Source organism: Kitasatospora sp. NPDC034533 (assembly GCF_055575155.1).
The window spans coordinates 35,897-59,285 of record NZ_JBVITE010000005.1; the positions used below are offsets into that span (position 1 = coordinate 35,897).

Annotated in this window: 23 protein-coding genes; 19 read left to right on the forward strand and 4 right to left on the reverse strand. The window is 73.7% G+C overall.

Features of this window, described 5'->3' with window-relative positions:
- Positions 1 to 64: 64 nt before the first annotated feature.
- The 3 genes from ACZ55U_RS05445 (at position 65) to ygfZ (ending at position 2,205) form a co-directional block, all read left to right on the forward strand.
- Positions 65 to 649: a heme-binding beta-barrel domain-containing protein gene (locus ACZ55U_RS05445; protein ID WP_465522686.1), complete on the forward strand. Its 585-nt coding sequence runs from the start codon at positions 65 to 67 to the stop codon at positions 647 to 649.
- A gap of 109 nt (positions 650 to 758) precedes the next feature.
- Positions 759 to 1,223, forward strand: coding sequence for a Fur family transcriptional regulator (locus ACZ55U_RS05450; protein WP_465522688.1), 465 nt, complete (start codon positions 759 to 761; stop codon positions 1,221 to 1,223).
- Positions 1,224 to 1,242: 19 nt separating this feature from the next.
- On the forward strand, positions 1,243 to 2,205 hold the full coding sequence (ygfZ, locus tag ACZ55U_RS05455; RefSeq protein ID WP_465522990.1) for a CAF17-like 4Fe-4S cluster assembly/insertion protein YgfZ: 963 nt from the start codon (positions 1,243 to 1,245) through the stop codon (positions 2,203 to 2,205).
- A gap of 73 nt (positions 2,206 to 2,278) precedes the next feature.
- On the opposite strand, the gene dtd is transcribed toward ygfZ, so the two are convergent.
- On the reverse strand, positions 2,279 to 2,719 hold the full coding sequence (gene dtd, locus ACZ55U_RS05460; protein ID WP_465522690.1) for a D-aminoacyl-tRNA deacylase: 441 nt from the start codon (positions 2,717 to 2,719) through the stop codon (positions 2,279 to 2,281).
- Positions 2,720 to 3,258: 539 nt separating this feature from the next.
- Here dtd and ACZ55U_RS05465 point away from each other — a divergent pair.
- The 3 genes from ACZ55U_RS05465 to ACZ55U_RS05475 all read left to right on the forward strand — a co-directional run bounded on the left by ACZ55U_RS05465 (position 3,259) and on the right by ACZ55U_RS05475 (position 5,288).
- Complete coding sequence (locus ACZ55U_RS05465) at positions 3,259 to 3,921, forward strand: RsiG family protein (protein WP_465522692.1); 663 nt, start codon at positions 3,259 to 3,261, stop codon at positions 3,919 to 3,921.
- A 74-nt stretch (positions 3,922 to 3,995) separates the two neighbouring features.
- Positions 3,996 to 4,955, forward strand: a complete 960-nt coding sequence (locus ACZ55U_RS05470; RefSeq protein ID WP_465522694.1) for an asparaginase — start codon at positions 3,996 to 3,998, stop codon at positions 4,953 to 4,955.
- 123 nt (positions 4,956 to 5,078) lie between these two features.
- Positions 5,079 to 5,288, forward strand: a complete 210-nt coding sequence (locus tag ACZ55U_RS05475) for a dodecin (RefSeq protein ID WP_030288965.1) — start codon at positions 5,079 to 5,081, stop codon at positions 5,286 to 5,288.
- Positions 5,289 to 5,457: 169 nt separating this feature from the next.
- On the opposite strand, the gene ACZ55U_RS05480 is transcribed toward ACZ55U_RS05475, so the two are convergent.
- Positions 5,458 to 5,949 carry an inorganic diphosphatase gene (locus tag ACZ55U_RS05480; protein WP_030244505.1) on the reverse strand — a complete coding sequence of 164 codons (492 nt, stop codon included), beginning with the start codon at positions 5,947 to 5,949 and terminating at the stop codon, positions 5,458 to 5,460.
- A gap of 94 nt (positions 5,950 to 6,043) precedes the next feature.
- Here ACZ55U_RS05480 and dacB point away from each other — a divergent pair, with 94 nt between their 5' ends.
- The 6 genes from dacB (at position 6,044) to folE (ending at position 14,306) form a co-directional block, all read left to right on the forward strand.
- The gene (gene dacB / locus ACZ55U_RS05485; protein ID WP_465522696.1) at positions 6,044 to 7,663 is read left to right on the forward strand and encodes a D-alanyl-D-alanine carboxypeptidase/D-alanyl-D-alanine endopeptidase; all 1,620 of its coding nucleotides are present in this window, start codon (positions 6,044 to 6,046) and stop codon (positions 7,661 to 7,663) included.
- Between the two features lie 426 nt (positions 7,664 to 8,089).
- On the forward strand, positions 8,090 to 9,259 hold the full coding sequence (locus tag ACZ55U_RS05490; protein WP_465522698.1) for a zinc-dependent metalloprotease: 1,170 nt from the start codon (positions 8,090 to 8,092) through the stop codon (positions 9,257 to 9,259).
- A gap of 287 nt (positions 9,260 to 9,546) precedes the next feature.
- Positions 9,547 to 10,689 carry a tRNA lysidine(34) synthetase TilS gene (gene tilS / locus ACZ55U_RS05495; RefSeq protein ID WP_465522700.1) on the forward strand — a complete coding sequence of 381 codons (1,143 nt, stop codon included), beginning with the start codon at positions 9,547 to 9,549 and terminating at the stop codon, positions 10,687 to 10,689.
- A 71-nt stretch (positions 10,690 to 10,760) separates the two neighbouring features.
- Positions 10,761 to 11,315 carry a hypoxanthine phosphoribosyltransferase gene (gene hpt / locus ACZ55U_RS05500; RefSeq protein WP_031064035.1) on the forward strand — a complete coding sequence of 185 codons (555 nt, stop codon included), beginning with the start codon at positions 10,761 to 10,763 and terminating at the stop codon, positions 11,313 to 11,315.
- A gap of 223 nt (positions 11,316 to 11,538) precedes the next feature.
- On the forward strand, positions 11,539 to 13,593 hold the full coding sequence (gene ftsH, locus ACZ55U_RS05505) for an ATP-dependent zinc metalloprotease FtsH (RefSeq protein ID WP_465522702.1): 2,055 nt from the start codon (positions 11,539 to 11,541) through the stop codon (positions 13,591 to 13,593).
- Between the two features lie 107 nt (positions 13,594 to 13,700).
- A complete protein-coding gene (folE, locus tag ACZ55U_RS05510; protein WP_030309924.1) occupies positions 13,701 to 14,306 on the forward strand; it encodes a GTP cyclohydrolase I FolE in 606 nt (201 codons plus the stop codon).
- A gap of 25 nt (positions 14,307 to 14,331) precedes the next feature.
- On the opposite strand, the gene ACZ55U_RS05515 is transcribed toward folE, so the two are convergent.
- Positions 14,332 to 15,120, reverse strand: coding sequence for a ferritin-like domain-containing protein (locus ACZ55U_RS05515; protein WP_465522704.1), 789 nt, complete (start codon positions 15,118 to 15,120; stop codon positions 14,332 to 14,334).
- A 116-nt stretch (positions 15,121 to 15,236) separates the two neighbouring features.
- Positions 15,237 to 16,391 (reverse strand): alpha/beta hydrolase, encoded by a 1,155-nt coding sequence (locus ACZ55U_RS05520; protein ID WP_465522706.1) that lies wholly within the window; start codon positions 16,389 to 16,391, stop codon positions 15,237 to 15,239.
- 377 nt (positions 16,392 to 16,768) lie between these two features.
- Here ACZ55U_RS05520 and ACZ55U_RS05525 point away from each other — a divergent pair, with 377 nt between their 5' ends.
- The 7 genes from ACZ55U_RS05525 (at position 16,769) to ACZ55U_RS05555 (ending at position 23,281) form a co-directional block, all read left to right on the forward strand.
- On the forward strand, positions 16,769 to 18,613 hold the full coding sequence (locus ACZ55U_RS05525; RefSeq protein WP_465522708.1) for a phosphatidylglycerol lysyltransferase domain-containing protein: 1,845 nt from the start codon (positions 16,769 to 16,771) through the stop codon (positions 18,611 to 18,613).
- Between the two features lie 80 nt (positions 18,614 to 18,693).
- On the forward strand, positions 18,694 to 19,575 hold the full coding sequence (folP, locus tag ACZ55U_RS05530) for a dihydropteroate synthase (RefSeq protein WP_465522710.1): 882 nt from the start codon (positions 18,694 to 18,696) through the stop codon (positions 19,573 to 19,575).
- A gap of 28 nt (positions 19,576 to 19,603) precedes the next feature.
- On the forward strand, positions 19,604 to 20,083 hold the full coding sequence (locus ACZ55U_RS05535) for a nuclear transport factor 2 family protein (RefSeq protein ID WP_465522712.1): 480 nt from the start codon (positions 19,604 to 19,606) through the stop codon (positions 20,081 to 20,083).
- A 246-nt stretch (positions 20,084 to 20,329) separates the two neighbouring features.
- Positions 20,330 to 20,689 carry a dihydroneopterin aldolase gene (gene folB, locus ACZ55U_RS05540; protein ID WP_465522992.1) on the forward strand — a complete coding sequence of 120 codons (360 nt, stop codon included), beginning with the start codon at positions 20,330 to 20,332 and terminating at the stop codon, positions 20,687 to 20,689.
- 43 nt (positions 20,690 to 20,732) lie between these two features.
- A complete protein-coding gene (gene folK, locus ACZ55U_RS05545; RefSeq protein WP_465522714.1) occupies positions 20,733 to 21,332 on the forward strand; it encodes a 2-amino-4-hydroxy-6-hydroxymethyldihydropteridine diphosphokinase in 600 nt (199 codons plus the stop codon).
- Positions 21,333 to 21,517: 185 nt separating this feature from the next.
- On the forward strand, positions 21,518 to 22,006 hold the full coding sequence (locus ACZ55U_RS05550) for a DUF3180 domain-containing protein (protein WP_465522716.1): 489 nt from the start codon (positions 21,518 to 21,520) through the stop codon (positions 22,004 to 22,006).
- Positions 22,007 to 22,129: 123 nt separating this feature from the next.
- On the forward strand, positions 22,130 to 23,281 hold the full coding sequence (locus ACZ55U_RS05555) for a hypothetical protein (protein WP_465522718.1): 1,152 nt from the start codon (positions 22,130 to 22,132) through the stop codon (positions 23,279 to 23,281).
- Positions 23,282 to 23,389: the final 108 nt, after the last annotated feature.

Sequence of the window (23,389 nt, forward strand, 5' to 3'; positions counted from 1 at the left end):
AGGGCCAGCGCTGAGCCTGCCGTACGGTTGAGGCAGCCCCACACCGACGACAGCGACCAGGAACATGATCGAGATCCCCTCTGACCTCCACAAGGACGTCGTCCCGCTCGCCTTCCTCCTCGGCACCTGGGAGGGCGCGGGCGTCTTCGACTTCCCCGGCGCGGAGAAGTGCAACTTCGGCCAGGAGATCGTGATCCGGCACGACGGCCGCCCCTTCCTGGAGTTCCGCTCCCGCACCTGGGTGCTGAACAACGAGGGCGAGAAGGTCCGCCCGCTGGAGAACGAGCACGCGTTCTGGCGCATCACCAGCAACCACGACGGCACCAGCGGCGCCCGCGGCATCGAGATCTCCTCCGTCCGCGACGACGGCACGGTCGAGATCTGGTACGGCGAGCTGGCCGACGGCAAGCCGCAGGTCGACGTCTCCACCGACGCGGTGGCCCGGATCGAGGGCTCGCCGGAGTACTCGGGCGGCAAGCGGCTGTACGGCTTCGTCAACGGCGAGCTGCTCTGGGTCGGCGAGAAGGCCGCCCCGAACGTGCCGCTGCGCCCGTACATGTCCGCGCAGCTGAAGAAGGTGCTCAGCCCGGCCCAGCTGGTCAAGGACGTCAACGACCTGCCGGACGACGGCATCGCCTTCTTCAAGTAGACGCAGGAGACGGTCAGGCGACCGGACTTTCCGTGCACGAGGTAGGGACCGGCCACAGGCCGGTCCCTACACTTGCACCAGGACCCCCGACCTTGGCAGGGACAGCATCGTGGCGGACACCGGCACCACCGACTGGCAGCTCTCCGGCGACTGGAAGAGCGACCTGCGCGAGCGCGGCTACCGCCTCACCCCGCAGCGGCAGCTCGTGCTGGAGGCCGTCGACGAACTCGACCACGCCACCCCCGACGACATCCTCTGCCACGTCCGCCGGACGGCCAGCGGCGTCAACATCTCCACCGTCTACCGGACCCTGGAGCTGCTGGAGGAGCTCGGCCTGGTCTCGCACGCCCACCTCGGCCACGGCGCCCCGACCTACCACCTGGCCGGGCGCCACCACCACCTGCACCTGGTCTGCCGGGACTGCGAGAAGGTCACCGAGACCGGCACCGAGATAGCCCAACCGCTGATCGACCGCCTGCGCGAGCGGCACGGCTTCGACACCGACCTCAAGCACTTCGCCATCTTCGGCCGCTGCGCCGACTGCACCGCCAAGCTCGCCGGGGAGCGGCCGTAAGCTGGCCGGTATGACCGGTGTGAAGAGCCCGCTGCTTTCCCTGCCCGGAGCCGTCCCCGCCGAGGGGCCCGACGAGGGCGTCGCCGCCCACTACGGCGACATCTTCCGTGAGCAACGCAACCTGTCCCGGGGCACCGGCTTCGTCGACCTCTCGCACCGCGGCGTGGTCACCGTCACCGGCCCGGACCGGCTCTCCTGGCTGCACCTGCTGCTCACCCAGCACGTCAGCGAGCTGCCGCCGCAGCAGGCCGCCGAGGCGCTGGTCCTCTCCCCGAACGGGCACGTCGAGCACGCCCTCTACCTGGTGGACGACGGCACCACCACCTGGGCGCACGTCGAGCCGGGCACCCAGGAGGCGCTGGTCGCCTACCTGGAGAGCATGAAGTTCTTCTACCGGGTGGAGGTCGCCGACGCGACCGCCGAGTACGCCGTGGTCCACCTGCCGGCCGGCTCCACCAGCTCCGTCGAGGGCGTCGCCGCCGTCCGTGAACTCCCGTACGGGCGCGACCTGTTCGTACCGCGCGGCGAGCTGGAGCGGCTCACCGCCGGGTACGGCCCGGCGGCCGGGGTGTGGGCGTACGAGGCGCTGCGGATCGAGGGCCACCGGCCCCGGCTGGGCTTCGAGACCGACCACCGGACCATCCCGCACGAGGTGGACTGGCTGCGCACCGCCGTCCACCTCCAGAAGGGCTGCTACCGCGGCCAGGAGACCGTCGCCCGGGTGCACAACCTGGGCCGCCCGCCGCGCCGGCTGGTCTTCCTGCACCTGGACGGCACCGAGGAGACGCTGCCCCCGCACGGCACCGAGGTGCGGCTGGCGGCCGACCCGGACGGGCGGGCGCTGGGCTTCGTCACCTCCTCGGCGCGGCACCACGAGCTGGGGCCGATCGCGCTGGCGATCGTCAAGCGGAACGTCCCGGTGGACGCCGTGCTGCTGGCCGGGACGGTGCCGGGCACCCAGGACGTGATCGTCCCGCAGTAGCGGCCCGCGGTCCCGGGCCCGTGGTCCCGGCTGGCGGGCCCGGGCCGGAGTCTCGGGCCGCCGGCCTCGGGCCTCAGACCTCGACGAGGACGGTGAACGGGCCGTCGTTCACCAGCGCCACCCGCATGTCGGCGCCGAACCGGCCCGTCTCCACCTTGGCGCCCAGCGCCCGCAGCTGCGCCACCACCTCGTCCACCAGCGGCTCGGCGACCGGGCCGGGGGCGGCGGCGTTCCAGGTGGGGCGGCGGCCCTTGCGGGCGTCCCCGTAGAGGGTGAACTGGCTGATCACCAGCAGCGGGGCGCCGAGGTCCGAGCAGGACTGCTCGACGCCCTCGTCGTTCGCGGGCAGCAGCCGCAGGGTCCAGAGCTTGCGGGCCAGCTGTGCGGCCTTGGCGGAGGTGTCGTCGTGGGTGACGCCGACCAGGACGCAGAGCCCGGGCCCCTCGATCGCACCGACGGTCTCACCGGCCACGGTCACCCGGGCCTCGGTCACTCGCTGCACCACTGCTCGCATGCCGCCATTGTGCCGGAGCGCCGCACGGCCCCCGGGAGGGCCCCGGCGTCGTGCGGTGGCCGTCCCACGCCCTTCCCGGCGGCCGCGAGGGCCTCCGCGGCCCCGCACGCGGCCCTCCACGGCGCACACCAGGGGCGCGTGCAGAGGTGGTGCACGCCGTGGTGCGCGCGCCTGCGCGGAAGCGGGCGCCACTCTTCCTGCGGAAAGGCCCGGTCATATCAGCCACCCCCGTTCGCCAGGGGGCCGTTCGGGTGCACGAGCGGTGCGCGTGCGCCGGAAGGGGTGGCACGCTGGTGGACCGTACGAAGGGTCCGGGGCGTCACGAGGTCCGCCGCGCCGGACCGGGTCCGGCCGGGCGGTCGGGGCGGTGGGCCGGGCGTTCCGGCGGCGGCGCCCGGTGGCCGGTCGTGGCCGGGCCGGAACCTCCGGGGCCCCCGGACGGCCGGTGGAGGCGGCGCCCGTCGGGGGACGGGACGGACCGGCGGCAGCGACGGGGTGCCGCGAGCGGGCGGGATCGGATGACGTCAGGTGGTTGGGTGATGGACGCGAGCAGCGCGGCGCGGGACCGGTCGGGGCCGGTGGCGCGGGCCCTGGAGGGCCCGTACGGCCGGGCGCCGGGCGCGGAGGACGAGCCCGACCTGGAGCGGCTGGGCCTGGACCAGCTGCGGGTGCTGCGCCGGGAGACCCTGGAGCAGGAGGCCGACCTGTCCTACCTGCGGCGGCTGCTGCACGGGCGGATGGACATCCTGCGCGCCGAACTCGACCGGCGGCCCGGCGTGGGCCCGGCTCGTACGGCCGGTCCGGCGAGCGCGTCCGGCCCGGCCGACCCGGCCGACCCGTCCAGCCCGTCCGGCCTGGCTCCGGGCGGCGACCTGCTGGACCGGCTGCCGGCCATCCTGACCGACGCGCCCTCCAGCGTGCGGCGCTCGGTCCGGCACGTCACCCTCGGCCCGCCGCGCACCGAGGAGTCCCGGCTGGAGGCGGACGCGCTGATGGGCGACGTCCAGCTCGCCGACCTGGCGGCGCACCCGGCCGAGGAGCTGCTGGCCGCCCTGGAGCGGCTGCGGGCGCACGAGCGCGAGGTGTCCGGGCGGCGCCGCCGGCTGCTGCGCACGGCCGACGGTTGCAGTGCCGAGATCACCCGCAGGTACCGTGATGGGGAAGCACGGGTCGACGACCTGCTCGCAGGGGGGCCGCTCTGACCGGGTGAGCCACCGCGGGCGGTGGGCCCGGCTTCCTCCCGGCCCCACCCTCGCCCCCGGAAGGCTCATCAGTCATGTCCCTGCCCGTCACCGCGCCCGTTCTCGCCGAGGTCGTGCGCTCCGGTTTCGTCGAGGGCCGCCACCGCGGCTCCCTGGTGCTGCTCGCGGCCGACGGTTCGGTCGAGTTCGCGCTCGGCGACCCGGACGCGCCGGTCTTCCCCCGGTCGACGGCCAAGCCGTTCCAGGCGGTGGCCACGCTGCGGGCGGGGCTGGCGATCGAGGGCGAGCTGCTGGCGCTGGCGGCCTCCAGCCACTCCGCAGAATCGTTTCACCTGGACGGTGTGCGGACCATCCTCGGCTCCGCCGGGCTCGACGAGTCGGCCCTGCGCACCCCGGCCGAACTGCCGCTGGACGAGACCGAGGCGGAGCTGCGGCTCGCCTCCGGCGACGGCCGCGCGCCGATCCTGATGGACTGCTCCGGCAAGCACGCCGGCTGGCTGGCCGCCTGCGTGGCCAACGGCTGGGACACCGCGAGCTACCTCGACCCGGCCCACCCGATCCAGCGGCTGGCCCACGAGGCGCTGGAGGAGGGCACCGGCGAGGCGGCCGGGCACGCCGGGACGGACGGCTGCGGCGCGCCGCTGCTGGCCGTCACGCTGACCGGCCTGGCCCGCGGCTACCGGGGCCTGGTGCTGGCCGCCGAGGGCACCGAGCGGCGCCGGGTGGCCGACGCGATGCGCGCCCACCCCGAGTACGTGGCCGGCACCCGCCGGGCCGACACCTGGCTGATGCGGGCGGTGCCGGGGGCGCTGTCCAAGATGGGCGCCGAGGCCGTCCAGGTGGTGGCGCTGCCGGACGGGCGGGCGCTGGCCTTCAAGATCGAGGACGGCGCCGAGCGGGCCCGCGGCCCGGTGCTGGCGGCCGCGCTGCGCCGGCTGGGGGTGACCGGGGCGGACGAGACCCTCGCGCGGATCGGCGCGGCCCCGCTGCTCGGCGGCGGCGCCCCGGTCGGCGAGGTGCGGGCGGTTTTCTAGGGCGTGCCCGAGGGCCCGCCCGGAGCCCGGGTCCGTCCACCGGGGGCCGTCCGCCGGGGTGCGGACGGCCCCGGGCCGGTGCACGGTGGACCGGGGGCCGTCGCACAGCGCAGGGAGTCCGCCATGACCGACCACGTGTACCGGGTGACCGAGATCGTCGGGTCCTCGACCGAGAGCGTCGACGCCGCGATCCGCAACGGGGTGGAGCGGGCCTCCCGGACGCTGCGCAACCTCGACTGGTTCGAGGTCTCGCAGGTCCGGGGCCACTTGGAGGACGGCCGGATCAAGCACTACCAGGTGTGCATCAAGGTGGGCTTCCGGCTGGAGGACTGACCCGGCCCGGCGCGCCGCCCCGACTCGGCGGCTACCGGCGGCCGGCCCGGCGCGCCGCCCCCGGAAACGACAGGGGCCGGGGCCCGCGGACGGAAATCCGCGAACCCCGGCCCGGGCTGTCCCGACCTACCTCGAACTGCCCTGGATCGAACGAGATCGGAACGACGGCTCAGTGGCCGCCCTGCTCCGCCAGACGCTTGATCGAAGCGGTGACCTCGGCCTCGGCCTCGGCGCGGCCGACCCAGTTGGCGCCCTCGACGGACTTGCCCGGCTCCAGGTCCTTGTAGACCTCGAAGAAGTGCTGGATCTCCAGGCGGTCGAACTCCGACACGTGGTGGATGTCGCGCAGGTGCTCCCAGCGCGGGTCCGTCGCCGGGACGCAGAGCAGCTTGTCGTCGCCGCCGGCCTCGTCGGTCATCTGGAACATGCCGATGGCGCGGCACTTGATCAGGCAGCCCGGGAAGGTCGGCTCGTCCAGGATGACCAGGGCGTCCAGCGGGTCGCCGTCCTCGCCGAGCGTGCCCTCGACGTAGCCGTAGTCGGCCGGGTACCGGGTCGAGGTGAAGAGCATCCGGTCGAGCCGCAGACGGCCGGTCTCGTGGTCGACCTCGTACTTGTTGCGAGAGCCCTTAGGGATTTCGATAAGGACGTCGAACTCCAACGGTTCCTCCAAGGTAGGGACTGACAGAATCCAAGTGTCTCCTACGGGAGTGAGTGCTCGGGAAAGGGGCCGGTCGGTGGGAGCAGGGGGCGGGGTGGCGCGTCGCCGCGCGGGGACGGCGACGGAGACGGCCGCGGGGCTGTTCGGGGCGGCCCTACTGGTCGTCAGCACGGTCCTGACCACGGGCGGAGCCCACGCGCAGCCGTCCCCCTCCACGGGCGGGCACACCGCGGGGCACGGCGAGGGCGGGGAGCACCACGGGCGCGAGGGCGACCACGGGAAGGGCGACGCCAGGCCCCGGTCGAACGACGGCCCGGGCGCCGCGCCCTCCCGCCGGGGAGCGCCCGCCGCGGCCTCCGCGTCCGCGTCCCCCTCCGCCTCGGCGGCCGGTGGCAGCGGCTCGCCGGTCGCACGCCCGGCCCTCGCGCCGGGCGCCGTCCTGGCGGCCGTCGAGAGCGGCCCGGACGCGGTCCTCCCCACCGCGCAGGGCCTCCAGCAGGCGCTCGCCGCCGCCCTGGCCGACAAGAGCCTCGGCGAGGTCACCTTCGCCGTCGGGGACGCGGCCACCGGCCGACTCCTGTACGGCTCGGGCGAGAACACCCCGGCGACCCCCGCCTCCACGACCAAGCTGGCCACCTCGGTCGCGGCGCTGTCCCTGATACCGGGTGACACCCGGCTGACCACCCGGGTGGTCCGGGGCGCGGACCCGGGCACGATCACCCTGGTCGGCGGCGGTGACCCGACGCTCACCGCGCTGCCCGCCGACCAGGTGCGGATCGGCGGCCGGCCGGCCGACGCCGACACCGCCCCGGCCTCCCTGGACGTCCTCGCCCAGCGGACCGCCGCCGCCCTCGGCAACCTCGGCACCACCGCGGTGCAGCTGGACTACGACCTGTCGATGTACACCGGCAGCCCGCAGCACCGGAACCACGACGGCCAGAACATCGCCCTGGTGCAGCCGCTGATGGTGGACGAGGGCAAGGTGGACCCGAAGAGCCGGGAGGACGCGCCGGACCGGGTCGCCGATCCGGCGGCGGCCGCCGCCGACGCCTTCGCCGCGTTGCTCCGGGACCGCGGCATCACCGTGACGGGCAGGCCCAAGCCCGCCGCCTCGCCCGCCCCCGCCCCGACCGCCCCCGGCACGGTCGTCCTCGGCAGCGTCGACTCGCCGACGGTCGCCCGCCTGGTGGAACGCCTGCTGACCACCTCCGACAACCAGCTCGCCGAGGCGATCGCCCGTCAGGTCGCCCTCGCCGCCCACCAGCCGGCGAGCTTCGAGGGGGCGGCGGCCGCCGTCACCCAGGAGCTCACCCGGCTCGGCGTGCCGACGGGCGACGTGGTCCTCAACGACGGCAGCGGCCTGCACCCGGGCAACGCGATACCGCCCGCCGTCCTGGTCCGGCTCCTCGCCCTGGCCGACGCCGAGCAGCAGCCCGCCCTGCGCCCGGTGCTCACCGGCCTCCCGGTCGCCGGCTTCACCGGCACCCTCGACAGGCGCTACGGCTCCGCTTCCGGCTCGGCCGACGCGGCCGGCCTGATACGCGCCAAGACCGGCACCCTCAGCGGCGTCAACACCCTCGCGGGCACCGTCGTCGACGCCGACGGCCGTCTCCTCGCCTTCGCCGTCATGACCCGCACCACCGCGCCCGCCGACACCGCCCGCGCCGCCATGGACCGCCTCGCCGCCCGCCTGGCCACCTGCGGCTGCCGCTGACCCACCCGGCCGCCGCCCGGCGCCCCGCGCCCGCGCGACCGGGTGGGCCCGCCGTCGGCCTGTTCGAGCCCGGTCCGTCGTCGTGTGGTTCGTCGGTGCCCGGCGTCCGGCGCGCCCGCACCCTGCCCGGCCGTCGGCCGACGCCCCGCGGCCCGGCCGTCGCCGGTGTCCCGCATCTCGCGCAGCCACCCGGCCTGCCGTAGTCCAGTGGCCCGGTGCTTCGTGCGACCGCGCGGGGCTGCCCCGGCCCGTGCCCGCTCGTCGGTCCGCAGCTGCCGCCGACCCGCCCGGCTCACCGCCGATCCGCTCGGGCGCCCTCCGGCGCGGCCCCGCAGGGCCGCCCCGCAGGGCCCCGCCGCCGGCGGCCGGGGAGGTGTTCGCGGCGGGTGGCTGCCGTTGGTGGTGGGGAGCACGTACGGTGAGGGCATGACGAGCGCGAGTGGCGGTGCTGACATGGTCGACTGGAACCTCGCGGTCGCAACCGCGACCAGACTGGTGCGGCCGGGGCCGGAAGTGAGCCGGGAGGAGGCGGCGGCGGTGGTCGCCGAGCTGCGCCGGCACGCCCTGGCGGCGGAAGAGCACGTGCGGGAGTTCACCGGCATGCGTTCGTCGAGCCTGTCCCGGGCCACGGCGACGCCGGTGCTGGTGGTGGACCGCCCGGGGTGGGTGCGGGCCAACGTGGCGGGCTTCCGGACGGTCGTCCAGCCGCTGGTGGAGAAGCTCCAGGCGCGGCGGGCCAACAGCGCCACGGCCGGGATGTTCGGCGCGGTGGGGGAGAAGGCCACCGGCATCGAGGTCGGGGCGCTGCTGGCGTTCCTGGCCACCAAGGTGCTGGGCCAGTACGAGACCTTCGCGCCCGCCGAGGCCCCGCTGGAGGCGCCGGACAGCCCGGCCGCGCTGTTCGACAAGCCCCGGCTGGGGCCGGACGGCCCCGGGCCGGGCCGGCTGCTGCTGGTGGCGCCCAACATCGTGCACGTGGAGCGGGAGCTGGACGTCGACCCGTCCGACTTCCGGCTCTGGGTCTGCCTGCACGAGGAGACGCACCGGACGCAGTTCACCGCGGTGCCGTGGCTGCGCGACCACATCCAGTCCGAGGTGCAGTCCTTCCTCGCCGAGACGGACGTGGACCCGGGCGCCCTGCTGGAGCGGCTGCGGGACGCGGCGGGCGCCTTCGGCGGTCTGCCGGGCGGCGGCCGGGAGAGCGGCTCCTCCGGGAACCTGCTGGAGATCGTCCAGTCGCCCGCGCAGCGCGAGATCCTCGGCCGGCTGACGGCCGTGATGTCGCTGCTGGAGGGCCACGCGGACGTGGTGATGGACGGCGTGGGGCCGGCCGTGGTGCCGACGGTCTCCGAGATCCGGGAGAAGTTCCAGCAGCGCCGGGACCGCGGCGCCAACCGGCTGGACCTGCTGCTGCGCCGGCTGCTCGGCATGGACGCGAAGCTGCGCCAGTACCAGGACGGCGCGGTCTTCGTGCGCGGCGTGGTGGACCAGGTCGGCATGGAGGGGTTCAACCGGGTGTGGACCTCCCCGAACACCCTGCCGACCAAGGAGGAGATCCACGACCCGGCCGCCTGGGTGGCCCGGGTGGCCCGCTGACCGCGCGCCCGTGGCGCGGGCGCGCCCCGAGGCCCGGCGGTGGGCGGCGCGGGCCCGGCGCACCCGCTCGTACGAGTGGTCCAATCAGCCGGACGACGAGTGAAGAAGCGTTTCTTCATTCACCCGAACGTGGGACGGTGCTCGTACCGGGGGCGCGGGTGGCCTAGCGGGTGGCCACTATCTGCCACCATCTGTGAGCGCCCGGTAACAGGGTGCTCATGCGGGTGCGCGGTCCCCGCCGCGTCCGCCGCACGTCCTGTCCCCCCTCCGCCGAGGAGTCGTCCGCCGTGGGCCCTCACCCCGCCGTCGCAGCGATACGCCTGGCCGTTCGCCGTACCCTCACCGACCTCGCCGCCGAGGCCGGTTCCACGTTCACCGCTCCCGTGCGCCGGCAGCGGGAGTGCCTGCCCCGGGAGCGCCCGGCCGGGGCGCCGCTGGTGGGTGCCGCGGTCGGCACCACCCTGATCGGCAACGCCGCGCGCCACCCCTCCGGGCTGCCCCGCACGCCGGCCGCGCCCGGTTCGCCGCTGGTCCTGGTCGCCGTCAGCGGCGGCGCGGACTCGATGGCGCTGGCCATCGCCGCCGCCTTCGAGGCGCCCAAGGTCGGCCTGCGGGTCGGCGCCGTCACCGTCGACCACGGCCTCCAGGCCGGTTCCGCCGAGCGCGCCGCCCAGGTGGCCGACCGGCTGCGCTCGCTCGGCCTCGACCCGGTGGAGGCCGTCCCCGTGGAGGTCGGCCGCACCGGCGGCCCGGAGGCCGCCGCCCGGGACGCCCGCTACGCCGCCCTGGACGAGGCCGCCGAGCGCCACGGCGCGGTCGCGGTGCTGCTCGGCCACACCCGGGACGACCAGGCCGAGACGGTGCTGCTGGGCCTGGCCCGGGGCTCCGGCGCCCGCTCGCTGGCCGGGATGCCGGCCCAGAAGGGCCGCTACCGCCGCCCGCTGCTGGAGCTGGACCGGGCGGCCACCCGGCAGGCCTGCACCGCCCAGTCGATCCCGGTCTGGGACGACCCGCACAACTGTGATCCCGCCTACACCCGCTCCCGGGTCCGCCACGAGGTGCTGCCGGTCCTGGAGAAGCACCTGGGCGGCGGCGTGGTCGAGGCGCTGGCCCGCACCGCCCGCCTCTTCCGGGACGACGCCGACGCCCTCGACCAGTGGGCCTCCCTGGCCGAACGCGACCTCCGGACGGGCGACGGCGCCCTGGACGCCGCGAAACTGGCCGAACTGCCGCCCGCGGTGCGCCGCCGGGTGCTGCGCCGGGCCGCGCTGCGGGCCGGGTGTCCGGCCGGGGACCTCTTCGCCAGGCACCTGGAGACGATCGACCTGTTGGTCACCGGATGGCGCGGCCAGGGGCCGCTGCACCTACCCGGGGGCGTCGAGGCCACCCGCAGGTGTGGCACGCTGGTCTTTCGGCGGCAGGGTGACTGACGGGCGAGGCATGCCCCGGGGCAGCCGGCCGCCGGCCACACAGACCCCGAACGTTTGAGGACGTATCCCCGGTGGACCAGAACGACATGGGCGCTGACCTCGCGAAGGTGCTCATCAGCAAGGACGAGATCGACGCCAAGCTCCTTGAGCTGGCCGAGCGCATCGACCGGGACTACGCAGGCAAGGACCTGCTGATCGTCGGCGTCCTCAAGGGGGCCGTGATGGTCATGGCCGACCTCGCCCGGGCCCTGCACTCGCAGGTCACCATGGACTGGATGGCCGTCTCCTCGTACGGGATGGGCACCAAGTCCTCCGGCGTCGTGCGGATCCTGAAGGACCTGGACACCGACATCGCCGGCCGTGACGTCCTGATCGTCGAGGACATCATCGACTCCGGCCTGACGCTGTCCTGGCTGCTGGGCAACCTGGGCTCGCGCGGCCCGGCGTCGCTGGAGGTCTGTGCCCTGCTCCGCAAGCCGGACGCGGCCAAGGTCGAGATCGACGTGAAGTACGTCGGCTTCGACATCCCCAACGAGTTCGTGGTCGGCTACGGCCTGGACTACGCGGAGAAGCTGCGCAACCTGCCCTTCATCGGCACCCTCGCGCCGCACGTCTACGGCGGCTGAGGCCCGTTCGGGCTACGGGCGGGAACAGTAGGCCGTTCCCGCCCGTTGCTCCGGGGGACAGAGAACCAAAGCCGTGTCGCCGTGCTCCCGCCATGGGTGGGTCCGACTGCGGTACGGTCCAATAGACCGCTCTTCATATGAGCACCGACCGGATGCGCCGCGGCCCAGAGCCCCACGGCGCCGTTGAGTGGCAGGAGGGACGGGGCGGCAACGCCCCGCATGGATGGACGTCAAGCGATACTTCCGTGCGCCGATCATGTGGATCGTGCTGGCCGTCCTCGCCGTCATCGTACTGATGCAGGTCGTTTCGGACTCGAACGGCTACAAGACGGTGGACACCGGTCAGGTGGTCGCGGCGATCGACGCGCACAACGTCAAGTCGGCGCAGATCACCACCGGTGACTCGAACACCATCAAGATCCAGCTGAAGGACGGCGCCACGCTGCCCAGTGCCGGCACGGGCAAGACCCCGTCGGGCACCAAGTTCCAGGCCTCGTACATCGGCGACCAGGGCGTCGCCATCGCCGACAAGCTCCAGGCCCAGGTCAACGACAAGGACCAGAGCACGCTCGCCGAGGGCTACACCGTCAGCCCGGAGAAGCAGAGCACCTTCGTCAGCCTGCTGCTGTCGATGCTGCCGATCGTGATCATCGTCCTGGTCTTCCTGTTCCTGATGAACCAGATGCAGGGCGGCGGCTCCCGGGTCATGCAGTTCGGCAAGTCCAAGGCCAAGCTGCTGACCAAGGACACCCCGAAGACCACCTTCGCCGACGTGGCCGGCGCGGACGAGGCCGTCGAGGAGCTCCACGAGATCAAGGAGTTCCTCCAGGAGCCGGCCAAGTTCCAGGCCGTCGGCGCCAAGATCCCCAAGGGCGTGCTGCTCTACGGCCCGCCCGGTACCGGCAAGACCCTGCTGGCGCGCGCCGTCGCGGGCGAGGCCGGGGTGCCGTTCTACTCGATCTCCGGCTCCGACTTCGTCGAGATGTTCGTCGGTGTCGGTGCCAGCCGCGTCCGCGACCTCTTCGAGCAGGCCAAGGCGAACGCCCCGGCGATCGTCTTCGTCGACGAGATCGACGCCGTCGGCCGGCACCGCGGCGCGGGCCTCGGCGGCGGCCACGACGAGCGCGAGCAGACCCTCAACCAGCTGCTGGTCGAGATGGACGGCTTCGACGTCAAGGGCGGCGTGATCCTGATCGCCGCGACCAACCGCCCCGACATCCTGGACCCGGCGCTGCTGCGCCCGGGCCGCTTCGACCGCCAGATCGCGGTGGAGCGCCCCGACCTCCAGGGCCGGCTGGACATCCTCAAGGTGCACCAGAAGGGCAAGCCGATCGCGCCCGACGTCGACCTGTCGGCCGTCGCCAAGCGCACCCCCGGCTTCACCGGTGCCGATCTCTCCAACGTCCTGAACGAGGCGGCGCTGCTGACCGCCCGCTCGGACAAGAAGCTGATCGACAACAACATCCTGGACGAGGCGATCGACCGCGTCGTGGCGGGTCCGCAGAAGCGCACGCGGATCATGTCCGACAAGGAGAAGAAGATCACCGCGTACCACGAGGGCGGCCACGCCCTGGTCGCGGCGGCCTGCCAGTACAGCGACCCGGTGCACAAGATCACCATCCTGTCCCGCGGCCGGGCCCTCGGCTACACCATGGTGCTGCCGGACGAGGACAAGTACTCCACCACCCGCAACGAGATGCTCGACCAGCTCGCCTACATGATGGGCGGGCGCGCGGCGGAGGAGCTGGTCTTCCACGACCCGACCACCGGTGCCTCGAACGACATCGAGAAGGCCACCGCGACGGCCCGGGCCATGGTCACCCAGTACGGCATGACCGAGCGCCTCGGTGCGATCAAGTTCGGCAGCGACAACTCGGAGCCGTTCCTGGGCCGTGAGATGGGCCACCAGCGCGACTACTCGGAAGAGGTCGCCGGGCTGGTGGACGAAGAGGTCAAGAAGCTCATCGACACCGCGCACAACGAGGCCTGGGAGATCCTGGTCGAGAACCGCGACGTGCTCGACAACCTGGTCCTGGAGCTCCTGGAGAAGGAGACCCTGAACAAGGAGCAGATCGCCGAGATCTTCTCGACGATCGTCAAGCGCCCGACCCGGCCGGCCTGGACGGGCTCCGCCCGCCGCACGCCGTCCACCCGTCCCCCGGTGCAGTCGCCGAAGGAGCTGGCGCTCACCAACGGCGCCGCCGCCGTGGACGGCGCTCCGGTGGACATCGTGAAGCTCCCGCAGCGGCCCGCCACCGAGCCGCCGGCCGAGGGCTGACTCCCGCCTCCGTAGGGAATGGATGCCGCGTCACCAGGGTTTGTACCCTGGAGGCGCGGCATCCGTGCTGTTCAGCCAGAGTCTTCCCACATCTAAGCGAGGCCCGCATGATCGACCCGGTGACGCTCGACGGTCCGCCCGCCGTCGGTACCTTCGACCAGAAGCGGGCCGAGAACGCCATCCGCGAGCTGCTGCTGGCCGTCGGGGAGGACCCGGACCGCGAGGGGCTGCTGGAGACGCCGGCCCGGGTCGCGCGTGCCTACAAGGAGATATTCGCGGGCCTGTGGCAGGAGCCCGAGGACGTCCTGACCACCACCTTCGACCTCGGTCACGACGAGATGGTGCTGGTCAAGGACATCGAGCTGACGTCGGTCTGCGAGCACCACCTGGTGCCGTTCCGCGGGGTCGCGCACGTCGGGTACATCCCGTCCACCAGCGGCAAGATCACCGGGCTGTCCAAGCTCGCCCGGCTGGTCGACGTCTACGCCCGCCGGCCGCAGGTGCAGGAGCGGCTGACCAGCCAGGTGGCCGACGCGCTGATGCGGATCCTGGAGCCGCGCGGGGCGATCGTCGTGGTCGAGTGCGAGCACATGTGCATGTCGATGCGCGGCATCCGCAAGCCGGGCGCCAAGACCATCACCTCCTGCGTGCGCGGCCAGCTGCGCGACCCGGCCACCCGGGCCGAGGCGATGAGCCTCATCATCGGCCGGTAGCCCGGTCGCGTCCCGGCGGCGCGGCTCAGAGCACCTCGCGCTCCGCGTGCGGCCGGGCCGGGGTGCCCAGCGCGTTGCGGCGCGCGGGCATCCGCAGGGCGACCATCCGGCGCCAGCCGTAGGCGCGGTCGTACAGGTAGAGCGCGTGCACCCCGAGGGTGACCAGGGCGAGCTGCCAGCGCGGCCAGCCCAGGATCCGGGCCATCCGGGAGGCGACCGCGAGGCCGACGTCCCGGTGGGTGCGGATCTCGCCGCGGGCGCTGGTCTCCAGGGTGTGCCGGATGTACGGGCCGTGCCCCTCGGCGTGCAGCCGCAGCAGCTCCTCGTGGCAGTAGGCGAGGTGGTCGTCCTCGTCGGCGGAGATCATCCGCATCGCCCGGCCGAGTTCCGGGTTGTCCCCGTACACCCGGACCAGCTGGCGCATCTGCTCGGCGGCGCGCTGTTCGGTGACCCGGCTGTGCGCGAGGTAGGTGATGATCTCGCGGTCGGTCAGCGGGGCCTCGCCCTTCAGCCGCTCGTGCGAGAGGCCGATGCCCTGGCGCTCCAGCAGCATGCAGTAGTCGGCCTCGTCCGGCACCGGCACCTTGGGCAGGCCGCGCTTGTTCAGCAGCTGGGCGAAGATCCGGCCGTGCTTGCGCTCGTCGGCACCGTGCCGGGCGACCTTCGGGGCGAGGACCGGATCCCGGACGAGCGCGGTGATCCGCTCGTTCTCCCAGCCGCCCTGGTCCTCGCCGTCGGCCGCGATGCTGCAGAAGAGCTGGTACGCCTGGTCGTTCCGGTAGATCTCGTCGAAGAGCGAGCGGGTGCTCAGCACGGTGCCTCCTTGCACGGATCCGGGGCGGCGCCCGTCGGGGGTCGACGGGCGGTCGCGATACGTTCCCCCGAGTCGCCCGTCGTCCGGACCGACCGGCGGGTAATCACCCACCCGCGCTAGCCGAGGTGGGAGCCCAGCCATTCGAGCGAGGCCGGCAGCTCCCTGGTCCAGCTGTCGAAGTTGTGCCCGCCGTCGTCCAGGTAGAGCGAGTCGACCTTGAACTGGGGATTGGTCGCCGCGACCTGGGTGGCCTGCTCGACGAACTGGACGGTCTGGGGGTAGTCGCTCTCGGTGCGGGTGGAGACCGCCAGCAGGTTGAGCGTCGGGACCGGCAGGTTCTGCAGCCGCCAGCCGAGGTCGTGCTGCTGGGTCAGCGCCTTGTCGCCGTTGAAGAGGTCGCCGCCGGTGTAGTTGTCCTGGCGCACCGAGAAGTCGCCGTGCAGGCTCGCCGCGCTGCCGAAGACTCCCGGGAAGCGCATCGCCAGGCGCAGCGCGCAGCTGCCGCCGGTGGAGTAGCCCAGGGTGGCCCAGGAGCCGGCCGTGCGGCCGACCCGGTAGTTGCCGCGGATGGCCTCGGGCACGTCCTTGACGAACCAGGTCTCGGTGCGCGGGCCGCCGGGGACGTCCACGCACTCGGTGTCCCGGGACGGCACGACCGCCGGGCGGGCCATCACCAGGACGGTCGGCGGCATCTTGCCGGTGCGCTGGAGCTCGATCGCGGTCTGGGCGAGGGGGAGCTCGTGGAGCAGGTTCAGCGTGGTGCCCGGGTAGCCGGCGAGGGCCAGCAGGACGGGGAAGCGCACCAGGGCGAACTTCTCGTCGAAGTACGCGGGCGGCAGGTAGACGAACATCTGGTCGGAGAAGCCCGTCTCCTTGCCGCTGACCCGGACCGACTCGACCTTGCCGACCTCCTCGGGCGGGCCCTTCGGCAGGTTGGTGATGGTCTCCAGGCCGCCCTCGGTGGTGGGCTGGACGAGCGCGTCGTCGACCGGGGCGCTGCCCTTGTGGTTCTCGTTGCTCGTCAGCGAGAGCTTGGCGCCGCCCGGGCTGAGCAGGTCGTGCCAGGAGGTGTAGAACCCGAAGGAGTTGTTCACCGACAGGGCGAGCACGGCCAGGACGGTGACTTGAACCGCCGTCAGCAGTCCGATCCGGCCGAGCACCGGCAGCGGGCGCTGCGACGCCAGCCGGGGCCAGACCCACAGGGTCGTGAGGAGTGCCGCGGCCCCGAGGGCGAGCAGCGAGTCCACCAGCGCTTCGCTGGTCAGTTCCATACCGTCGACCTTCCGGTGGGACACTGTCGGTGCGAGCTTCATCGTCTGGCGGTCCGTCAGCCACGGCCACCGCGGCTAGGCTGTCCGGACGCCCGGGGGCCGGCGAAGGGCGGGGGGAGTGACAGGCAACCGGCGCCCTAGAATGCGGCGTCCACCGTACGTAACGCCTCCCGGAGGGCCCGGCCGCGCCACGCTGCGGCGGACCCCCGGCTCCCACCGCCGGCTCAACCCGCAGCGCCGCCACGGCCCCGGTTTACCGACCGTTTCCGGGTCCTTGGTATGCGCATTGCCTGATGAAGGAATAGGCATGAAGGTCCATCACGCGTCCTCCCCCGGAGTGACGGGACACCGCACCGCAGCCCTTACGCTGAGCTTCCATGAGCGTTCCCGTGTCCGTTGAGCCGAGCCCCGAGCAGCCGCCGCGCCGTCGTCGCGGCCTGCAGACGCTGCGCAACCAGGCGGCCTCCGTACCGAGGGCCTGGCTCCCGGGAGCGGTGGGCTACGTCTGTCTGCTGATCGGGCTCGTGGACATCGCCGGCGCGGTGTTCCCCAAGCTCCGGCACACCAAGATGCACACCGTCGCCGGGCAGCTGCCGGGCGGCACCACCAGCCTGGCGGCGGTCGGCACGTTGATGGTCGGCATCCTGCTGGTGCCGCTGGCGCACGCGCTGCGCCGGCGCAAGCGGCGGGCCTGGCGGGCGGTCTGCGTGCTGCTGCCGGTCAGCGCCGGACTGCACCTGGTGCGCTGGCACCAGATCGGCCCGGCGGTCGTCTCGCTGGTGGTCCTCGTCGTGATGCTCGTCCACCAGCGCGAGTTCTACGCCAAGGCCGACCCGCGCACCCGCTGGCGGGCGCTGGCCAACCTGGTCGTCATGGGCGCCCTCAGCGTGCTGCTCGGCCTGCTGATCGTGAGCACCAGGACCAAGTACGAGATCGGCCACCCGGGCCTGACCGAGCGCCTCCAGCACGTCGGGTACGGGCTGTTCGGCTTCGAGGGCCCGATCCGGTACAGCAACGAGCGGATGTCCGACCTCGTCGCCTACCTGCTCGGCGGGCTCGGCCTGCTGACCGCCTTCACCACCGCCTACCTGGCGCTGCGCCCGGGCAAGCCGAAGCCCGAGCTGACCGCGGAGGACGAGGAGAAGGTGCGGGCGCTGCTGGCGCGGCACGGGGACCGCGACTCGCTCGGCTACTTCGCGCTGCGCCGCGACAAGAGCGTGCTGTTCTCGCCCACCGGCAAGGCCGCGATCTCCTACCGGGTGGTCTCCGGCGTGATGCTGGCCTCCGGCGACCCGGTCGGCGACGTCGAGGCCTGGCCGGGCGCGATCAAGGTGTTCATGGCCGAGGCCCGTGAGCACGCCTGGGTGCCGGCCGTGATGGGGTGCAGCGAGCTCGGCGGCGAGGTCTGGACCCGGGAGGCGGGCCTGGACGCGCTGGAGCTGGGCGACGAGGCGATCGTCGACACCGCCGCCTTCTCGCTGTCCGGCCGGGCCATGCGCAACGTGCGCCAGATGGTCAAGCGGATCGAGCGCAACGGCTACTCGTGCAAGGTGCGCCGGGTCTCCGAGGTCAGCACGGAGGAGAAGTACCGGATCGCCGACGCCGCCGCCCGCTGGCGCGGCACCGACACCGAGCGCGGCTTCTCGATGGCCCTCGGCCGGTTCGGCGACCCGCTGGACGACGACTGCGTGGTGGTCACCGCCCACAAGGCCCCGGAGGAGGGCGAGGAGGGCGGCGACGACCTGAAGGCCGTGCTGCACTTCGTGCCCTGGGGCCCGGACGGCATCTCGCTGGAGCTGATGCGCCGTGACCGCGCCGCCGACCCGGGCCTGAACGAGCTGCTGATCGTCGCCGCGCTCCAGGCGGTGCCGGCGATGGGCGTGCGGCGGGTGTCGCTCAACTTCGCGATGTTCCGCTCGGCGCTGGCCCGCGGCGAGCGGATCGGCGCCGGCCCGGTGCTGCGCGCCTGGCGCGGACTGCTGGTGTTCCTGTCGCGCTGGTTCCAGATCGAGTCGCTGTACAAGTTCAACGCCAAGTTCCAGCCGGAGTGGGAGCCGCGCTTCCTGGTCTTCCCGAACACCCGGGACCTGCCGCGGATCGGCTTCGCGGCGATGCAGGCGGAGGCCTTCATCACCCTCGGCATGCCGCGCTTCGGCCGCAAGCGCCAGCGCGAGGGGCTGATGCCCGTTCCCTCGACCCGCGAGGTCACCGAGGCCGCCTGAGGCCCGTCCACACCGCCTGAGACCCGTCCACACCGCCCGGGGCCCCTGCCGACGACCGTCGGCCGGGGCCCCGTTCGATAATGGGAGACATGAACGATTCGCCGTCCTTCTCCCTGCCGGCCGGTCTGCCGCGGCTGGACCGCTGCGCCGTGATGGGCGTGGTCAACGTCACGCCCGACTCCTTCTCGGACGGCGGGATGTGGCACGACCCCGCGAAGGCGATCGCGCACGGCCTCGCGCTGCGGGCCCGCGGCGCGGACCTGGTGGACGTCGGCGGCGAGTCCACCCGCCCGGGCTCGCAGCGGGTGCCCGAGGAGGAGGAGCTGCGCCGGGTGATCCCGGTGGTGCGCGAGCTCGCCGACGCCGGGGTGCTGGTCTCGGTGGACACCATGCGCGCCTCGGTCGCCGAGCGGGCCGTCGAGGCCGGCGCGGCGATCGTCAACGACGTCTCCGGCGGGCTCGCCGACCCGGCGATGGCCCGGGTGGTCGCCGAGACCGGTGCGCCCTTCGTGGTGATGCACTGGCGCGGGCAGTCCGTCGACATGGACCGGATGGCCGTCTACGGCGACGTGGTGCGGGACGTGGTCGCCGAGCTGACCGACCGGGTGGACGCGCTGCTGGCCGCCGGGGTCAAGGAGGACCAGCTGATCCTCGACCCGGGGCTCGGCTTCGCCAAGACCTCCGAGCACAACTGGGCGCTGCTCGGCCGGCTGGACGCGCTCACCGCGCTCGGCCGCCCCGTGCTCGTGGCGGCTTCGCGCAAGCGGTTCCTGGGTACGCTGCTCGCCGACCCGGCAACCGGGGAACTGCGCCCGGCCCGGGAACGCGACGACGCGACGGCCGCGGTGTCGGTGCTGTCGGCCCGGGCCGGAGCCTGGGCGGTGCGGGTGCACGACGTGTCCGGCACGGCGGATGCCGTCCGGGTGGTCGCGGCCTGGCAGCACGCGGCGCGGCTGGGCTGAGGGAGGGTCTGTGACGGGTGACGGCAGGTTGAGCGGCGGTACGGCCGGAAAGGCCCGCGGGGCGGATCTGGAGGCGGTGCTCGCGGCGAACCGGGCGTTCTACGAGGCGCTGGAGCGGGGGGACGTCGAGGCGGTCGAGGAGGCCTGGCTGGGCGCCGAGTACGCCGACGACAAGGGCGGCGTGGTGTGCGTGCACCCGGGCTGGCCGGTGCTGCGCGGCCGGGCGCAGGTGACCCGTTCCTACATGCTGATCATGATGAACACGGAGTACATCCAGTTCTTCCTGACGGATGTCGAGGCCGAGGTCCACGGTGATGTGGCCCTTGTCACGTGCACCGAGAACATCCTGTCCGGCGGCGAGGCGGAGGAGGAGGGGGAACTCGGTCCGCTGGTCGGCGGAAAGGTCGTGTCGACGAATCTGTTCCGTCGCACTCCGGCCGGGTGGAAGCTCTGGTCGCATCATGGTTCACCCGTTCTGACCAGCGGGGACGACGACGAGGAGAGCTGATTCCGCGGGCCGCGGGAATTCCGCGCCGGGAAGTCGTCCGGGATTTCCGAGTGGTCATCCAACGTTCACGTCAATTGCCATATCGGTGCGCGTGGCGTCGGTTCGTGCCGGGTAGGACGGTCAGGCGTTGTCCGTGCTCGCGGGTAGATTCGAAACGGAGTGGCGGGCGTGCTGCCCGCCTTCGCCTCGCCCGTCCATGCCTTTCCCCGGGTGGGGCCCGTCCGACTGGGAGCAGTGATTCGTTTGCTGGACCGCGTCACCCTGCGGGGGCTGCGAGCCCGGGGCCACCACGGCGTCTTCGAGCGCGAGCGCGTCGAGGGACAGACCTTCGTGGTCGATCTCGTGCTGTACCTGGACACCCGCCCCGCCGCGGCCGCGGACGACCTCACCCGCACCGCGCACTACGGCCTGGTGGCCGAGGAGGTCACCGCGATCATCGCCGGGGACCCGGTCGACCTGATCGAGACCCTGGCCCAGCGCATCGCCGACCAGTGCCTCAAGCACGACGCGGTCGAGGAGGTCGAGGTCACCGTGCACAAGCCGGACGCCCCGATCACCGTGCCGTTCGACGACGTGACCGTGACCATCCACCGGGGCCGCGCATGACCGCCACCGCGCGCCCGGCATCCGATGCAGAGGGATTCCTTCGATGAACAGCAGCGACCCGATCGCCACGCCGAACGCGTTCGACCTGGAGAGCCGGGTGGACTCCGCCGACGCCACGCTGCACAGCCAGCACCTCGCGGTGATCGCGCTCGGCAGCAACCTGGGCAACCGGCTGGACACCCTCCAGGGGGCCGTCGACGCGCTCGCCGACACGCCCGGGCTGAAGATCAAGGCCGTCTCCGCGGTGTACGAGACGGAGGCCGTCGGCGGGCCCGAGGAGCAGCCGAACTACTACAACGCGGTCGTGGTGCTGCGCACCTCGCTGCCCCCGCGGGACCTGCTGGAGCGCGGCAACGCCATCGAGGACGCCTTCGGGCGGGTGCGGACCGTGCAGTGGGGCCCGCGCACGCTGGACGTCGACATCCTGGCGTACGAGGGCGTGCTGAGCGACGACCCGCAGCTGCTGCTGCCGCACCCGCGCTCGCACGAGCGGGCCTTCGTGCTCGCCCCGTGGCTGGACGCCGAGCCGGAGGCCGAGGTGCCCGGGCACGGGCGGGTGGACGCGCTGCTGTCCGCGCTGGGCGGCCCGGACGCGCAGGGCGTCAAGCGCCGCGAGGACATCCGGCTGACCCTGCCGGAGTAGGCCTCCCGGGGCCGTCGGCCGGGGCCGTCGATCAGGGAACTCGACCGGGGGCCCGGCCGTACGAGTAGGTGACCGCCGTCAGCGCGGGTGTCCGCCCGGCCGGGCCCGGTACGGTGGCTTGGCGTCGCCGTGCCGGACAGCCGGGCGGCCGGCCGGTTCTGGTACCCGGGAAGGACCTCCTCCGAGTGAAGCTGCTTCGCCTCCGCCTGCTGATCGGCATCACCGCCGCCACCACGGCGCTGTCCTGGGCCGGCTCCAAGCTGTGGGCCTCCGTGGACACGCTGCCGGCGGTGCCGGCCGCGGCGCCGGTGGTGCTGGCGGCGGTGGCGGTGATCCTGCTGGCGATCGCGCTGTCGCTGCGGGCCCGGCTGAAGGCGGTGCGCGAGCGGCAGCGGGGGGCGAAGGGAGTCGACCCGCTGCTGGCGGCCCGGGCGGTGGTGCTGGGGCAGGCCAGCGCGCTGGTCTCGTCGGTGGTCACCGGCGTCTACGCGGGCGCCGGGATCCACCTGCTGGGCGAACTGGACGTGTCGGCCCGCAAGGACCAGGCCGTGACGGCCGGCCTCGCGGTGCTCGCGGGGGCCGCGGTGATCGCGGCGGCTCTCTGGATCCAGCACGTGTGCAAGTTGCCGGAGAACCACGACGACCCGGGCGGCCCGGCGGCCTCACACCGCTGAGCTGGGCTTTTTTCGTGATCTTGGGTGAGATTCCGGGCACGTGCGGTAAAGGCCGGGCCCTGTCAAGGGCAGAAGGGGACCCTGGGCTGACAGGCCCCCAATTCGCACGCTAGTTTCTTGGGCATGTCTCGCGGACGCCACCGTCATTCCTCCGTCCTCGGCCGGGTCTTTCCCCCCACCGCCGCCGGCGTACTGCTGGTCGCCGCACTGGCCGCTCTGCTTTTCAGTCAGGACATCGTCCTGGTGCGCTCGGTGGGCGTCGCGGCGGTGATCGCGACGCTCGGCTTCGCCGTGCTGCTGCGCCAGCGGGACAAGGCGGCCCGGGCGGCCGCCGAGATGTCCGCGGCCCAGCGGCTGCGCGCCGAGGAGCGGTTCGAGGAGCAGCTGGCCGAGGCCGAGTACGCGGCGGAGGTCGCCGAGGAGCGGGCCACCCGGTTCGGGCGGCGGCTGACGGCGGAGAAGTCGCGGCTGGCCAAGGCCGAGACCGAGATCGCCCGGCTGCTGCGCGAGCGGGCCGTCGCGGTGGCCGAGCAGGCGCTCAAGGAGGCCGAGGCGGCCCAGCGGGCGCTCGCCGCGAGCCGTCCGAAGCACCCGGCGAGCCCGGCGGCGTTCGTGCGGGCGGCGTCCGTGCTGCGGGCGCTGGAGCGCCGTGCGGCGGAGCGGGACGCGCAGCGGGCGCGTACGGCGGGCGGGGAGGTCGCGCTGCGGACGTCCGCGCGGGCGTCGCTGACGGGACCGGCCGCCCCGGGCGCCCCGGCGGCTCCGGCGCCCGTGCCGGTGGCCGTTCCGGCCCCGGTGGCGCCTTCGGTGCCCACCCCGGGGCAGGCTCCGGCGTCCCCGGCCCAGGCTCCGGCGGCCCCGGCCCCGGAGCGCCCCGCTACGGTGCGTCCGGCGCTGACCGCGACGGTCGGCCAGCTCGGTGGGACCCCGGCCGCTCCGGCGGCTCCCGCCACGTCGGTGGAGCGGCAGCGGCCGCGGCCGGCCCAGTCCGGGCAGGCGCGCGGGCAGGGCTTCAGCTTCTTCGGCCGCGGCCCGGCCGCCGCGGCGCGCCCGGCGGCCCCGGCCCCGGCGGTGGGCAGCGTCGCCGAACTGGGGGAGCGCGCCGACCTGGCGGACGTGGTGGGCGACGAGGCGGTGGCCGCGAAGGCCGAGGCCGAGGCCCGGGCGGCGGAGCCGGCCGAGCGGGCGGAGCAGGGCGAGCCGACGGTGGTGGACCTGACGCCGGAGGACGAGACCGAGCTGATCCAGCTGCCGGAGCTGCGCGCCTCGCGCTGAGGCCCGGACGTCGAACGCGAACGCCGCGGGGGGGGGGGGGGGGGGGGGGGGGGGGGGGGGGGGGGGTTTTGGTGGGGGGTGTGTGTTTCTGGGGTCGTTTTCTGGGGC